This is a genomic window from Amycolatopsis cihanbeyliensis (assembly GCF_006715045.1).
GTDB lineage: Bacteria > Actinomycetota > Actinomycetes > Mycobacteriales > Pseudonocardiaceae > Amycolatopsis > Amycolatopsis cihanbeyliensis.
On sequence record NZ_VFML01000001.1, the window covers coordinates 181,840 to 195,872 of the forward strand.

General features: G+C 69.0%; 14 protein-coding genes. 11 read left to right on the forward strand and 3 right to left on the reverse strand.

From position 1 onward, the window contains the following. Positions 1-78: 78 nt before the first annotated feature. The gene (locus FB471_RS00485; RefSeq protein WP_141995402.1) at positions 79-681 is read right to left on the reverse strand and encodes a TetR/AcrR family transcriptional regulator; all 603 of its coding nucleotides are present in this window, start codon (positions 679-681) and stop codon (positions 79-81) included. Between the two features lie 159 nt (positions 682-840). Between FB471_RS00485 and FB471_RS00490 the strand changes: the two genes are divergently transcribed. Both FB471_RS00490 and FB471_RS00495 read left to right on the forward strand, forming a co-directional pair. Then, a complete protein-coding gene (locus FB471_RS00490; protein WP_141995403.1) occupies positions 841-1,692 on the forward strand; it encodes an NAD(P)H-binding protein in 852 nt (283 codons plus the stop codon). A gap of 7 nt (positions 1,693-1,699) precedes the next feature. Next, positions 1,700-1,897, forward strand: coding sequence for a methyltransferase domain-containing protein (locus FB471_RS00495; RefSeq protein ID WP_141995404.1), 198 nt, complete (start codon positions 1,700-1,702; stop codon positions 1,895-1,897). A 49-nt stretch (positions 1,898-1,946) separates the two neighbouring features. On the opposite strand, the gene FB471_RS00500 is transcribed toward FB471_RS00495, so the two are convergent. Then, on the reverse strand, positions 1,947-3,299 hold the full coding sequence (locus tag FB471_RS00500) for a helix-turn-helix domain-containing protein (protein WP_141995405.1): 1,353 nt from the start codon (positions 3,297-3,299) through the stop codon (positions 1,947-1,949). 521 nt (positions 3,300-3,820) lie between these two features. Between FB471_RS00500 and FB471_RS00505 the strand changes: the two genes are divergently transcribed. After that, positions 3,821-4,075 (forward strand): hypothetical protein, encoded by a 255-nt coding sequence (locus tag FB471_RS00505; protein WP_141995406.1) that lies wholly within the window; start codon positions 3,821-3,823, stop codon positions 4,073-4,075. A 314-nt stretch (positions 4,076-4,389) separates the two neighbouring features. Next, positions 4,390-5,055 carry a superoxide dismutase family protein gene (locus FB471_RS00510; protein WP_141995407.1) on the forward strand — a complete coding sequence of 222 codons (666 nt, stop codon included), beginning with the start codon at positions 4,390-4,392 and terminating at the stop codon, positions 5,053-5,055. Here the strand turns inward: FB471_RS00510 and FB471_RS00515 are convergent. Next, on the reverse strand, positions 5,028-6,767 hold the full coding sequence (locus FB471_RS00515) for a hypothetical protein (RefSeq protein ID WP_141995408.1): 1,740 nt from the start codon (positions 6,765-6,767) through the stop codon (positions 5,028-5,030). The two genes, FB471_RS00510 and FB471_RS00515, sit on opposite strands and share 28 nt — an antisense overlap. Before the next feature lie 432 nt (positions 6,768-7,199). Here FB471_RS00515 and FB471_RS00520 point away from each other — a divergent pair, with 432 nt between their 5' ends. The 7 genes from FB471_RS00520 (at position 7,200) to FB471_RS00550 (ending at position 13,931) form a co-directional block, all read left to right on the forward strand. Beyond that, complete coding sequence (locus FB471_RS00520; RefSeq protein WP_141995409.1) at positions 7,200-9,608, forward strand: sensor histidine kinase; 2,409 nt, start codon at positions 7,200-7,202, stop codon at positions 9,606-9,608. A gap of 63 nt (positions 9,609-9,671) precedes the next feature. Further along, a complete protein-coding gene (locus FB471_RS00525; protein ID WP_141995410.1) occupies positions 9,672-10,097 on the forward strand; it encodes a roadblock/LC7 domain-containing protein in 426 nt (141 codons plus the stop codon). Continuing rightward, entirely contained in the window at positions 10,094-10,465 is a 372-nt protein-coding gene (locus FB471_RS00530; protein WP_141995411.1) for a DUF742 domain-containing protein, read from the forward strand. Before FB471_RS00525 ends, FB471_RS00530 begins: the two co-directional genes overlap by 4 nt. Before the next feature lie 16 nt (positions 10,466-10,481). Continuing rightward, positions 10,482-11,036, forward strand: coding sequence for a GTP-binding protein (locus FB471_RS00535; protein ID WP_141995412.1), 555 nt, complete (start codon positions 10,482-10,484; stop codon positions 11,034-11,036). A 280-nt stretch (positions 11,037-11,316) separates the two neighbouring features. Continuing rightward, positions 11,317-12,414 carry a hypothetical protein gene (locus FB471_RS00540; protein ID WP_246076176.1) on the forward strand — a complete coding sequence of 366 codons (1,098 nt, stop codon included), beginning with the start codon at positions 11,317-11,319 and terminating at the stop codon, positions 12,412-12,414. A gap of 21 nt (positions 12,415-12,435) precedes the next feature. Then, positions 12,436-13,071, forward strand: coding sequence for a hypothetical protein (locus FB471_RS00545; RefSeq protein WP_141995413.1), 636 nt, complete (start codon positions 12,436-12,438; stop codon positions 13,069-13,071). After that, complete coding sequence (locus FB471_RS00550) at positions 13,068-13,931, forward strand: nucleotidyltransferase domain-containing protein (protein WP_141995414.1); 864 nt, start codon at positions 13,068-13,070, stop codon at positions 13,929-13,931. Before FB471_RS00545 ends, FB471_RS00550 begins: the two co-directional genes overlap by 4 nt. Positions 13,932-14,033 lie beyond the last annotated feature (102 nt).

Sequence of the window (14,033 nt, forward strand, 5' to 3'; positions counted from 1 at the left end):
GGCCGGGTACACCTGGTGTTCTGCACCGAAGCGAGATGAGCCCGGAGGGCGAGGCGGGACACCACGGCAAGGACGCCGTCATCGTCCGCCAGAAGCGGAGGAGTGCCCCCGGATTCCGTCCAGGAGGTACCTGGTGCGGCGGTCGTAGTCGTCCCGGGGAGGCCGCTTGCCGTGCTTGAGGGCGAGGGCGTTGTCGACGACGAGTGCGTGCAGGTCGCCCGCCGTGAACTCCGGCCGCAGCACACCGGAGGCCCGCCCCGCTGCGATGAGCTCTTCGTTGGCCTCGCTTCCGACCCGGCAGATCTCCATGAGCTGCTGCGAGTGCGGATATGTCTGCAACAGGACGTCGTTGAAGGCGGGCTGGCGGTACTGGAGGTCGCGGATCGCGGTCAGGTAGTACGCGATCCGCTCGCCGACGTCGTCGATGGTACGGGTGTGGTCGATGACGGCGAACAGCTCACTCGCCACGACCTCTTCGATGACGGCTTCGATGAGGCCGATCCGCCCGCCGAACCGGTTGAAGATCGTGGCCTTACTCACCCCTGCCGCCTTGGCGACCTCCTCCAGCGGCACCGTCAGGCCCTGTCCCTGGAAGGCGCCGATCGCGGCAGAGCGGATCTGTTCGGAATTGCGCCGGGCGTCGGCGCGCAGCCGGGATTTCGAAGGCACCGCACCGGCCATGGCCCTCACCGTCTCTTCCTGTCGCTCATCGTCGTAATTTGACTCGATGGGTCAGTTTACCTATAGTCGCAGATGGAAGAAAACCTGACCCGATTGGTCAACTTATGCTGCCGCCCACCACCAAGACGGACACCGTGGGCGCTCAGGAAGGTCAAGAACATGATCGTTGTCACCGGCGCTACCGGTGGGCTGGGCGGCGCCACCGTCGAGCACCTCCTCAAGCGCATGCCCGCCGACCAGATTGGTGTCAGCGTCCGCGACACCACCAAGGCGCAGCACTTTGCCGACCGCGGCGTGCGCGTGCGGCCGGGCTCCTACGAGGACCCGGCCGCGCTGCGTGACTCATTCGCCGGTGCCGAGCAGGTCCTTCTGGTGTCCGGTAACGACCCGGCCGCCGACATGGTCAGCCTGCACCGCAATGCCATCGAAGCCGCGGTCGCGGCCGGGGCCCGGCGGATCCTCTACACGAGCCAGCATGGCGCCGTCCCCGGCAACCCGTACCGGGCGTCGGACTTCCACATCGCCACCGAGGCGATCCTCGGCGACTCGGGAGTCGACTGGACCGCACTGCGCAACGGCGCCTACGGTCCGCTCGATCAGGTTCTCGGCCCGTGGCAGCGGACCGGCGTGATCGCTCAGCCGGAAGACGGCCCCGTCCCGTATACCGACCGTGCCGACATAGCCGAGGCCACTGCGGTCATCCTCGCCGGTGACCGCTCTTTCGATGGTCCTATCACCCTTACCGCGCCGACCGCCGTCACCTTCCACGATTTCGCCAGGATCGCCTCTGACCTCACCGGTCGCACTGTCAAACGCGTCCGCCTGGACGACGAACAGTGGGTCGCTGACCAACTCACGATCGGTGTGCCGGAGCAGATGGCCCGACTCTTACTCACCTTCTACCAGGCAGCCCGCGCGGGCTACTTCGCCGAAGCCGGCCCTCTGCTGGCCGAGCTCCTCGGCCGGGAGCCCCGCACCGCCGCTGACCGGCTCGCAGCCCAGATCGCCTGAAGCGCCCATGCCGTCGGTGGTCGTGGGCAGGTTGACCGAGCTGGACGCGCGGCCGGGACATAGGGTGTTCGAGGTCGGCACGGGTACCGGCTGGAGCGCCGCTCTGCTCGCTCATATCATTGGTGTACAAGGGCAAGTCACCATCGACCGGCAGAGCGTCACCCTGCCGCCTGACGGCAACCTGCCGGCTCATGCTCATGGATGACCGTCGGGTCATCCAGGCTGACCGGTGGGTGCGCGAAAGGTGATCATGCTCAGGCCGGCCGCCGCATTTCTTCGTATGCTTCCCGTAGGTCGGTCGCTTCCGGTAGCCCTTGGGTTTCCACGGCGTGTACTACTTCGGCGGCTCGCCACTGGTTGGATGGAACGATGCGGCCGGAGGTGATCGCCCGCATGGTGTGGCTCGCTGCTTCATCGACTCGATTGTCGGCCAGCAGCGCAAGGGACAGGTCGATATTGGCGGATGCGACGCGACGTGGCCACTTGCTTATGTCGTCACTCGGCGCAAGCCTGCGGATGATCTCCCGGGCGTAGTCTTCCGCGGCGGGGTCGCCAACCCAGGCGAGCGTCGTCGCGGTGTACGCCATCGACTTGTCCGGGTCGTAGCCGTAGTGGTGTTCTGGTTGTTCCGGCCGCGGCATCGGCGATACCAGACGTTGGACGTTTGCGATGGCGGCGTAGGTCTCGCGTCGTTGGCCAAGTCGTGCGTGGGCGCGGCCCTGCTGTGCCGTGGCTTGAATGGCGACGGAGCTGCCAGGCGGGGCAAGCTCCCTTGCCGCATCGGACAGCTCGAGCGCTCGCGGGTAATCGCCGCTGGTGAGTACCCGCCATGCTTCGGTCTCGTGGCACCACGCGCGGATCTCGTCCTGGCCTGCGTGCTTGGCCAGGCTCGATGCGGTCTTCAACCGTGCGCGCGCGGCAGCGGTTTGGTTCAGATCGATATGCACCGTAGCGCCGAGCAACGACAGCCAGCCGCCAACGACCAGCAACCGTTGGTGTTCGCCCAACGTCGTGCGAGCATCGAGTAGGCGATCGACGTAGCCGAGGTGCCGCCGGATGCGCTCGAGCAACACCAGCGGCGGCGTCGTCGGGTACGCAACGGCCAACTCATCGACAACAACCTCGAGTCTTTCCAGCGTCTCGGCGCCCACGTCGCTTGCGTCGATCCGGTGCAACAACTGGAGGGCCTCGATCTCGCCATCGTCGATGGCTGGCGCGAGCCACGGCTGGATGGCCGCGGCCGAAGATGGCGTAGCCGTGTTCCCGACTCGTGCGACGCGCACGGCCAATGGCGCCGCTGATCCCTGGAACGTTGTCGCGCTTACCGCGTTTGTGGGCGCGCCGGCGGGCCGGGGCCGCACCGGTCGGTCGGGTCCCGAATCGTTGCTGCCCGACTGCCGGTCCTCCACCAGGAGCGTTTCGAGCTGTTGCCGCGTCAGTCGCAGCAATCGTCCGAGCTTCGGCCGGCGATAGGGCAGCGGCTCGCTCAAGCCCGCTTCCCACCGGAAGATCGTGCTGCGGTCAATGTGCAGCGCCTTGGCGAGCTGTTCCTGGGTATACCCAGCGGCCTTACGCGCCCTGGCAAGCTGCACCCGCTTGGCAGCCATGCGTACATCCCTTCATGTCGCGGAGCGTGCTATCGACATTACCCCAGGTCAAAGGCCGGAGTGCAACATTCCGGCCGCATAACAGCCGAAACAGTGCTCTGGGTTTGACCACCCACCGTAGTCAGGTTTGGACGTACGGCATCCAGCCACCCTGGCTGAGTACGACGGATGGAGCGACGGGTAGATGACGGCACGGACGGTTGACCGGCACAAGGCGGAGGACGGGGTAGCGCCGCCCTGTGACCTCGACGGCGAGTACTGGTGGGTCGTACACCGGGGTCGCGGTACCAACGACCGGCCACGACCGGGCACCCGCGTCCGGCTTGTGGATCGGTCATCCGACCACGGGCGCCTCGGCACCGTCAGCTACTACGAGGGCAGTGGAACAGCATCACGTTTCCGGTGCGGATCGACTACACCGGTCTCACGTTCATGTGTACGGCGAAGGACGTGGCGGAGCTGGACGCCGAGGGCGCCGCCATCGGGTCCGGTGTTTCGCGGCCTCGCCGAGCGAGGCATCCATGAACCTCGAAACCCACGCCCTCATCCGCGCGTTGGAGGTCGTCAACAATCAGGTGCCGTACGTGGCGCGGGCGTTGGTGGAGGAACGCCTCGATATCGCGAAAGAGCACGAGTTCGCTGGTCTTCTCACCGGCCTCGGCGAGTTGCCGCATGAGCATGCGGACGGTCGGGCACGGCAGCAGGGCACGGACACCACCGACGAATCCCCGAGCCCCGAGCCGCCGGCCGAACTGCCCTCCTCCGGCAACGGATAGCCCGCTTGGCCGCAGGCCGGTCCTGCTCGTGGAGTTGTGGGGGACAGGCGGCCGACAGTGACGATTCGGCGGTTCGAGGAGCCTTGATGGATCTCGTGAGATACTGCGCTGAAGGGAGTATCGCCCGCCTTCCCGGTGCGCAACAGGTTCGTTGAAAAGATAAGAATCGCTACCATATCGGCGGTCCAATTGCAGGTGTGGATAGTTGGTATGAACAACGCGCTCGGGTTCACGGGTTGGTCCTTTTCTCGCAGCGAAAGCGTGGAAAAAAATCATGCGACACTTCTTCCGGTCTATTTGGGAGGAATTTCAGTATGATCTTCAAGGGAAGTAGGAATCGGTTCGGTTTCGCCGCGCTGATCGGGGTGAGCGTCGCCGCTATGGTGAGTGGCTCCGGGCACGCGAGCCGGACCTCCGGGGACGCAACATCCGGGACCTGGGCCACCACGACGCTGCGGGACGCGGCTGGTCATGCCATCGGGAAGGTTGGGTTCAGCGGCTGGGGACGGTTCGTGCACGTGTCGGTGCGGGTCCGGCTACCGGCCGACTCGGCGGAGTTCCACGGGTTCCACATTCATGCCAACGACAATCCGGCCAATGGGTCCGGCTGCGTCGCGGACCCGCAGCAACCGTCCAGCACCTGGTTCGCCTCGGTCGACGGGCACTGGAATCCCGGCGGTGAGACACACGGTCACCACGACGGTGACCTTCCGACGCTGATGCGCCGCGCGGACGGCACTGCCGAGATGCACTTCCGCCTGGACAAGTTCGCGGTCCGCGATGTACTGGCACGTGCGGTGATCGTGCACACCGGGCCGGACAACGTCGGCAACGTTCCGCTCGGTGACGCGCCGAACCAGTACACCGCGAACAGCCAGGCCGCGATCGACGCCACGAAGGCCACCGGTAACGCGGGCAATCGGTTCGCCTGCGGCGTGCTCAGTGGCCGGCGTCACCCGCAGCCGGTGAGCTCCGGGTAGCAGTTCTCAGGTTCGTTGGCGTGCACTGTAACGCCGCCGGACAACCGGATCGCGGGGTCGTCGGGCAGGTGCCATCCTGCGCCGAACCCGCCGCCGAGGCCCCGCGTCCCGGTCCCGCCTGCTCGCCCGTCCGGGTTCGGTGAGGTGCCGACCCGGCCGCCGGGGCCGGTGACGTTGCCGGTGATGGTGCCACCGTCGACGGCCAGCCTGCGCTTGCGGTCGACGTGCACGCCACCGCCGTCGCCGCCGTCCCATCCGCTGCCGCCGTGGCCCTTGCGGAGCGCGACCCTGCCACGGCCCGCGTCGCCGCCGTCGCCACCACGGCCGGTGCGGTTGTCCCTGACCGTGGTCGCGGCGAGCACCGCGCCGGGTTCGCTCGGCCCGGAGCCGAAACCGATACCCCCGCCGTGGCCACCCCAGCCACCGACGGCCCCGGAGCCCGCCAGCCCGTCGGCGCGCTCACCGTTGCCACCGCGGCCGCCGTCGCCGCCGTTGCCCCCGTCGCCGGTGCGGTTGCGCGCGACCGTGCTGTTCTCGATCCGCGTGGGGTATGCCCGCTGGGTGAAGATGCCGCCGCCGTCACCGCCGGAGCCCGCCTGGGTGGCCGCCCTGCCACCCCAGACTCCGGCCCCGCTCCCGCCGGTCACCCCGTCGCCGCCGTGACCGGCCTGCCCGGAGTCGCCGCCGTCCCCGGTGGCGTTGCGGTACACCATGCTCCCGCTGACCGTCAGCGGGCTCGCGGCGGCGATCCCGCCGCCCGTGCCGCCGCTGGCGGAGGTCCTGCCGTTGCCGGCCTTGCCGCCATCACCGCCCTCGCCGGTCGTGCCGTCGCCGCCGTCGCCACCGGATCCGGTGGGCCCGCCGTCGCCGGTGCGGTTGTGCGCGAACACGCTGCTGGTGATGGTGACGGTTCCGCCGGAGCCGCCGAGCCCGGCACCGCTCCCGCCCGCGGCCCCTCTCCCGCCGTAGCCGCCGTCGCCACCCGCGGCTCCGTGCCCACCGTGCCCGCCGTCGCCGCCCGCGCCCCCGCGGCCCGTGCGGTTGTGGCTGACCAACGACTCGCGCAGCGTGACGGTGCCGCCCGCGTTGTAGATCCCGCCACCGCGTCCGCCCCGTGCGCCCCAGCCGCCGGGCTGTCCCGCCTCGCCCCCGTCCGCGCCCGGTGCGCCATCGGAACCGTCCGCGCCGCTACCGGTCCGGTTGCCGGTCAGCACGCTGCGGTGGAGCGTGAGCGTGCCCGCGTTGCGGATGCCGCCGCCGTCCGCGCCGGGTGCGCCCGGCGTGCCGCCGCCCGCGGTGTGCCCGCCGGAGATCGTGATGCCGTCCAGGCTCAGTGCGGCCGCAGGGGCGATCTCGAGGACGCGGAACCGGGGCGCCCGCGTGGCCCTGGCGATGGTCGTGTCCGTGCCACGCATGGTGACGTCTCCGGTGATCACCGGTAGCCCGTCCGCGCCGTTGCCACCGGACGCCGTGGGCTCGGTGAGCAGGTAGGTGCAGTTGCCTGCCAGCCGCACGGTGGCCGGGCCGCCCGCGTCGTTCGCCGCCGAGATCGCCCGGACGAGGCTGGGGGTGTCGCAGGTGGACGGGAACATGGCCGGGCCTGCCGCATCCGCCGCGGGCACGGTGAGGACACCCCAGCCGAGCGCGAACGCTCCCGCGGCGGAGGCGGCCCGGGGTCCGGCACGGCGTACGGCGAACGGGTCGTGATCCATCTCGGCTTCCTTTCCGGTTTCGTTCCGCCTGCGTCCCTTCCGTCGTCCGCATCTGTGCGCGCCTGAATCGCCGGGACGGCCCAACCGCGTTACTCGCCGGAATCGGTCTCGCTCATCTCGCTTTCACCCGTTTGGTCCAAGCTGGTGGGCGACAATTCCGCTGCGGCGCCAATACCTCTGCAAACGCGAGTAATCGTCACGATGCGGAAAGTGACCACGGTGCGCCTGCCGGACGGCGGGACGCGGCTTACCGGACGGGGGCAACCGCGGCCGTGGGGTCCGTGGTAGAAAACGAATCCCGATCTGTTCCGCAGCAACACGGAGGGTGAGGCAAGACTGGTGACGGCGGCTGCTGTGTCCCCTCGTCGTGCCTGCCTCCTCAGCCGGGTCCCCACTTTTCGTCGACTGTCACTCAGGAGCTCGTGAACCCCCGTGCAGAACAAAGCCGACAAAGACGAGTCCGACAAGCCGTACGACAAGTCGATCCGCAAGCGGCTGACCAGGACCGTCCTCATTCCCAGCGTGACACTGCTGGTGCTTTGGACCGCGGTGTCGTCGTACTTCTTCATCAACGGCCTCTACGTCCGGCTGGTCGCGGACTCGGTGCGCCAGGTGTCGATCCCCGCCGCCACCGCGCTGGCGGCCTTCCAGGAGGAACGGCAGATCGCCCTGCAGTACCTCGACAATCCCAGTACGGGACAATCCGGGTTACAGGAGCAGCAAGCGGCGACGGACGAGCGGCTCGAGGCGCTGCAGACCGCGTTCGACGCGACGATCTCCAGCGCGCCCGACCAGATCGCGACCAAGGTCAACGCGCTGAAGAGCCACTTCGAGCAGTTGCCGGTGGTGCGCTCGCAGATCAACTTCCGAAGCATCGACCGCACGCAGGTCAACAACTACTACAACGGGGTGCTGGACACGGCGTCGAACCTGTTCGACACCCAGGCACGTATCGTGCCGGAGGCCGAGGCCGCGCACGGCGGCATCACGGCGACCGCGGTCTTCCGCGCCGGTGACATGATGTCGCGCGAGACCTCACTCGTGTCGACGGCGTTCGCGGACGGGCAGTTCGCGCCCGCCGATTTCGTCCGGTTCACCCAGCTGGCCGGTTTCTACCGTACGGAGCTGGCCCAGATCGCGCCCTTCCTCGAGCCCGGGGTCGGCGACAAGTACCAGGCCCTGACCGACAGCGCGGCGTGGAAGCAGCTGGCCGGCGCGGAGGACTCGCTGATCAAACACGGCCCGTGGTCCCCCGGTGAGCAGGGGAGCGTGCCGGTGAACGCGGCCGAGTGGCAGAACGCGACGAACGAGGTCGCCCGGCAGCTCAACGACATCGCCATCGACCAGGCCGACCAGGTCTCGGCTGCCGCGATCGAGGCCGGAAACGCCCAGCTGCGCAACGCGATCATCGGCAGCGTGGTCGCGCTGCTCGCCTCGCTGGCCGCGATCATCGTCGCGGTGCGAGTGTCCCGCTCGCTCGTCGACCGGGCGCTGATGACGCGCCTCGCGCGCCTGCGCGACGACTCGCTCGACCTCGCCCGTGACCGGCTGCCGAAGATCGTGGACCGGCTGAAGAACGGCGAACCGGTCGAGGTGAAGAAGGAGCTCCCTCAGCTCGACCACGGCCGGGACGAGATCGGGCAGGTGGCCGAGGCGTTCAACGTCGCCCAGCTCACCGCCGTCAATGCCGCGGCGAGCGAGGCCAAGGCCCGCAGCGGTGTGCACAACGTGTTCCTCGGTATCGCACACCGCAACCAGGTCCTGGTCCATCGGCAGTTGCAGATCCTCGACGAGTTGGAGAGCCGGGAGGAAAACTCGACCCAGCTGTCGTCGCTGTTCCAGCTCGATCACCTCGCCACCCGCGCCCGCCGCACCACGGAGAACCTGATCATCCTCGGTGGCAAGCAACCCGGTCGCCGCTGGCGCAGGCCGGTCACGCTGATGGAGGTGCTGCGGGCGGCCGTCTCGGAGACCCAGCACTACTCGCGGGTCCAGGTCGAGCAGGTCGCCGACGTCGCGATCGCCGGGGTCGCGGTCGCCGACACGATCCACCTGATCGCCGAGCTGGTCGACAACGCGACCTCGTTCTCGCCGCCCGGTTCCCCGGTCGAGGTGACCAGCCGCGTGGTGGCCCGCGGGGTCGTGGTCGACGTGTCGGACCAGGGGCTCGGGATGAAGGACGGCGTCCTCAGGTGGGCCAACGAGATGATGGCCAAGGCGCCCGAGTTCGACGCGATGGCACTGCGGGCCGACTCCAGCCTCGGCCTGTTCGTCGTGGCGCGCCTGGCCGACAAGCTCGGGATCACCGTCACCTTCGACCCGTCCCGGTACGGCGGGCTCCGGGCCACCGTGCTCATCCCTTCCCAGCACCTGGCCGGCGAGCAGCACGTGGGCCAGGTCGGCGACGCCGAGTTCGCACCGGCGGAGGACACCGCCGTCCTCGCACCGGTCGGCGGCTCCGCCCCGCAGGCGAGGGAGCGCCCCTCTCGTGCCGTGGACACGTCCAGCCCACCCGCCGGTCAGATCCCGGCGAGGCGGGATGTCAAGCCGCGCCCGTACCCGGCACCGGGACCGGCCCCATCCGGCCCGGCGCCCGATGCGCCACCCGCGACCGCGGAGGGGACGGACGGCTCCGGTCCGGTCGAACGTCCCCCCGAACGGGGTGACGACCGGCCGCGGCTGCCCCGGCGCGAGCCTCAGCAGAATCTCGTCAGCGAGCTCCGGGACGAGCCCGATGAGGACCAGAATGACGACGTACCCCCCGGAACGGCCACCGCGCGCACGCTCGCCGCCTTCCACAAGGGCACTCGTCGGGGACGGGACGGGGTCGACGGCTCGTAGCCCGCGACGGCACACATAAAGTCCACATAGGAAATTCCGCAAAGGAAGCCGGGGTCTCTCCGCATGAACGAGTACGGGAACTCCACACCCGATCTCAACTGGTTGCTCGACGACGTGGTGAACCGCGTGGTCGGCGCACAGAACGCCGTGGTGCTCTCCGCAGACGGGTTGCTGATCGGCCGGTCGGCCGGCATGAGCAAGGACGACTCGGACCAGCTTTCGGCCATCGCGTCCAGCCTGCAGAGCCTTGCCAAGGGGGTGAGCAAGCAGTTCTCCCGCGGCCAGGTGCTGCAGAACATGATCGAGATGGAGCGCGGGTACCTCTTCGTCTCGGCTGCCGGCCAGGGAGCATGCCTTGCCGTGCTGGCGGAGGAGAACGTGGATGTCGAGATGATCGCCTACGAGATGAACCGGTTGGTCAAGCGCGTCGGCGACTATCTGGCGTCCGCTCCGCGGGAAGCCGCGCACGCGCTCCCGGAGGCCAGGTGAGCGAGGACGACGGTTGGTACGACGAGGCCGCCGGGCCGCTGGTCCGGCCGTACACGATCACCGGGGGCCGGACACCGGCCGACGGCGAGCGGCTCGACCTTTCCACCCAGGTGCGAACCCTGCGGGCGGAGCAGGAACCGGCCGGGCTGACCCCGGAACACCTGGCGGTCCTGCGGCTGTGCCGCGAGCCGATGTCCGTCGCGGAGATCGCGGTCTACGTGAAGGTCCCGCTCGGGGTGGTACGGGTGCTGTGCGGCGACCTGATCGAACGCGGCCTCGTCATCACGCGGTCCCCAAGTCACCAGCCGGCGCAGGAGCCGGACCTCGAAACACTTCAGGCGGTTCTCGATGGACTCATCAAGTACTGACGGCACCGGGAGGGACATGGTCCCCGCACCGGTCAAGATCATCATTGCGGGCGGCTTCGGTGCCGGGAAGACCACCATGGTCGGCTCGGTCAGCGAGATCCCGCCGCTGACCACGGAAGAGTTGATGACCGAGGCCAGTACGGGCGTGGACGACCTTTCCGGTGTGGAGCGGAAGCAGACCACGACGGTCGCGCTCGACTTCGGCCGGATCACGATCTCGACGCGGCATGTGCTGTACCTGTTCGGCACCCCGGGGCAGGCGCGCTTCTGGTTCATGTGGGACGACCTGGCGCGCGGTGCGATCGGGACGATCGTGCTCGTCGACACCCGGCGGGTGGAGGGCAGCTTCGCCGCGATCGACTACTTCGAGCGCCGGCAGATCCCGTTCGTCGTCGCGGTGAACTGCTTCGACGACGCGCCGCGCTACGAGGCGAACGAGATCCGCGAGGCGCTGGTCGTCCCGGACCAGGTGCCGATCGTCATGTGCGACGCGCGGGACCGGGACTCGAGCAAGATCGCGCTGATCCGGTTGGTGAAGCACGCGATGACCGTGATGCCCGCTCCGGTCTGACCCGCGGACCGGCGCCGCCGGATTTTCCCTACCCGGCAAGGAAACTCAATGCCTCACCCGGATGCGAGGATCTCGGCGGTGACGCCGAGTGGCGGAGTCCGGAATGGCGCACGATGAGTAACCCACATGGCGCAATACGCTGGGCTGGAAGGGTGTAAGTTGATAGTTGAATTCTCACTTCAGCTGCTAGCATCGCCCGGTGTTCAGAGGCTCGCCAGGGTTGTCCGATCAGGTAAGGGAAAACGAGGGATCCATTGATCGCGACCCCGACGTCGGGTCCGTGATCTATCCCGCACAGGGCCTCCTGGCCGGAGAGTTCCTCTGCGGACTGTGGGCGTCGGCGTGTGACGCGCTCGCGATTCCGGCCGACCAGACCGTCCGGTCCATCCGGGTACTGCGCTCCGTGCTCCCCGCGTGGGCGGGTGAGCGGATCGGGCCGGCCCCCGCCGAGCCGTCGTATGTCGCGGACGACGGGTTCCCGGCCGAACTGTCGGTGAACTGGTCCGGAACCCGTCCGGAGTTGCGGCTCCTGTTCGACTGCGGCCTGGCTTCGCGGGACAGCCCATGGCATGCCCGGTCCGGTGCGGTGGCAGCGAACCGTCGACTCGGGCGGATTCACGAGGTGTTCACGCCGCAGGTGGGCCGGTCGCCGGCGCCGCTGTGGCACTCGGTCGCCTGGCGCCCGCCGTCCAGGCCGGTCCACAAGACGTACTTCGGGTTGTATGCGTGGCCGCTCCCACAGCGCTACGCCGCGGTGAGCGAAGCCATGCGGCGGCTGCGCATGACCGCCGCATGGAACGATGCGCGCCGGCGGGTGGAGGGCACCGCCGGCCGGCGGGAGATCGAGTTCTTCGCCGTGGACCTTGCCGACGAGGCGGACGCCCGGGTGAAGATCTACTATCGCAACCACGGCGCCGACATCGGCGAGGTGAACCGTGTCGCTTCCGTGGCGCGGCACCATGATGCCGAGCGTGCGTCGGCCGCCTACCGGACGCTGACCGGTGGCCGTACCGACGCCGGTGAAGCGGCCCTGAACTGCTTGGCGTTCCGTTCCGGACTGGACGGAGCCGCCGAGTGCGCCACCTACCTCAGGCTGGCCGGCCTGGCGTCCTGCGACCGGGAGGCCGTGGACCGTACCGCTGAGCTGTTGCGCCGTGAGGGTGTCGACCCCGGCCGGTTCCGCGGTCTCGCCACCGCGTTGGCGCCCGGACCGCTGCACGACAGCCGGGATCTCCTCGCACTGGTCAGCTATCGCGCGGCCGGCAGGCCGGGCGACGTCACGACCTACTTCCGGCCACCCGTCTACGACCGGTCCGTCCCTCGCCCCTCGTCGCCTGCCGATCTCGCGGCGCGTGACCGAAACGATGATTCCGCGTAGCACCGTCGGAAGGAGCAGATCGTGAACCAGCAGGACGTGGAACGCGTCGTCCGCCACAACGAGCAGCGTCAGCAGGAGTACGAGTCGTCGGAGCTGGTCCGGCTGCTGACCGACGGGAACACCGCGGACGAAACGAAGAAGGCCGTGCTCACCTACCTTCAGCCCTGGTCGCACGCCTTCCAACGGATGATCAGTGCCCGGGTCACCTTCGAGACCGACCCGGACCTGCGGGCGCTCGCACTGGAGCATCAGCAGGAGGAGATCGGGCACGACGCCATCCTGGTCCGCAGCCGCGCGGGCGACGATCGGGTGGTCTGGGATCCCGTCATCGAAGCGGGCGCGTCGTGGTTCGTCGACCAGTTCGCCGTACTGCCGGGTGTCCAGCGCGCCGTCCTTGCGCACCTCGCGCTCGAAGCGGGGAGTCTCGTCTTCAGCAGGGCGGGCACCCGAGCCTTCCCCGAGGACCCCTACTTCGAGTTGCACGACGAGGCCGACGCCGAGCATCTCGAGATGGGTTACCGAGTTCTGCGGGAACGCACCGACTGGACCGTGGACGACGTCATCACCGTGCTGGACCGCGCGTGGCAGGTCATCACCGTGGTCTCCGACCGCATCGCCGAGTGCGCCCGGCGGGACACCGGGGCCGCCGCCGCATGACCATGATCGACCCGGTCGCCGCGGCACGTGCCGTCGCCGGTGAATGCGCCCGCGATTTCCGGGACGCGTTCACCGGACGGCTGGTCGCCGCCTACCTGCTGGGCAGCCTCGCGTACGGCGGTTACGCGCCGGCTGTCAGCGACATCGACCTGGCCGTCGTCCTCACCGACACCCACGACGGCGATCCCGGCACCGTCGAGACCACGAGCGAAACCGTGCGCGGGCGGGGCGGCCTGCACCGCAAGATGTCCGTGTTCTGGGGCTCTCTGCCTGCGCTGCGGGACGGGCACGACGACGGGCGTTTTCCCGCGCTCGACCGCTTGGAGTTGGCCGACCACGGTGTACTCCTGCTCGGCGCCGACGTCGCACCGCAGGTCGCCCGCCCGGCCACCGAGGAGCTGCTACTGGAGAGCGCCCGGTTCGCCGTCGACGTCCTGGCGACCGACGAGGTGACCGCCGAGTTCCACCACCCCCGCCGACTCCTGGCGGACCCGGTGTGGTTCACGAAGGCCGTGCTGTTCCCGGTTCGCTTCCTCCGCACCGGCACCATGACCACGGGACGTGCCGCCACCAACGAGGAGGCCGTGGCCTGGTACCTGGCCACCAGCACCGTCGCACCGTCCCTGGTCCGCCTGGCCGCGCGTGTCAGAGCGGGACATCCGCTGGATCCCGCGCAGGTCGCACCCCTGCTGGCGGCCGGTTTGATCCCGCTCTATCGGCACTACATCGACGAGCAGATCGATCGGTTGCGTCGCGCCGACGCCCCGGCCGATCTCGTCACCGCCTTCAGCCATTGGGGCCAACGTCTCGTCAGCGACAGCCACGCGGAGAGCCGGTCCAGTGCCGCGGAGCGGCACTGAGCACGCCTCCCGCGTTCCGGAATCACCTGGCCGGCTCCCGCGCGGACGTCGCTCGTCGTCTCGCGCCCGCTGCCGCTTTCCGTGGACCGGCCGGCGCCGGCT

Excerpts from the sequence above, each read along its gene's own strand:
- FB471_RS00485 (WP_141995402.1), bottom strand. The coding sequence starts at position 681 with ATGGCCGGTGCGGTGCCTTCGAAATCCCGGCTGCGCGCCGACGCCCGG.
- FB471_RS00490 (WP_141995403.1), top strand. The coding sequence starts at position 841 with ATGATCGTTGTCACCGGCGCTACCGGTGGGCTGGGCGGCGCCACCGTC.
- FB471_RS00495 (WP_141995404.1), top strand. The coding sequence starts at position 1,700 with ATGCCGTCGGTGGTCGTGGGCAGGTTGACCGAGCTGGACGCGCGGCCG.
- FB471_RS00500 (WP_141995405.1), bottom strand. The coding sequence starts at position 3,299 with ATGGCTGCCAAGCGGGTGCAGCTTGCCAGGGCGCGTAAGGCCGCTGGG.
- FB471_RS00505 (WP_141995406.1), top strand. The coding sequence starts at position 3,821 with ATGAACCTCGAAACCCACGCCCTCATCCGCGCGTTGGAGGTCGTCAAC.
- FB471_RS00510 (WP_141995407.1), top strand. The coding sequence starts at position 4,390 with ATGATCTTCAAGGGAAGTAGGAATCGGTTCGGTTTCGCCGCGCTGATC.
- FB471_RS00515 (WP_141995408.1), bottom strand. The coding sequence starts at position 6,767 with ATGGATCACGACCCGTTCGCCGTACGCCGTGCCGGACCCCGGGCCGCC.
- FB471_RS00525 (WP_141995410.1), top strand. The coding sequence starts at position 9,672 with ATGAACGAGTACGGGAACTCCACACCCGATCTCAACTGGTTGCTCGAC.
- FB471_RS00535 (WP_141995412.1), top strand. The coding sequence starts at position 10,482 with ATGGTCCCCGCACCGGTCAAGATCATCATTGCGGGCGGCTTCGGTGCC.
- FB471_RS00550 (WP_141995414.1), top strand. The coding sequence starts at position 13,068 with ATGACCATGATCGACCCGGTCGCCGCGGCACGTGCCGTCGCCGGTGAA.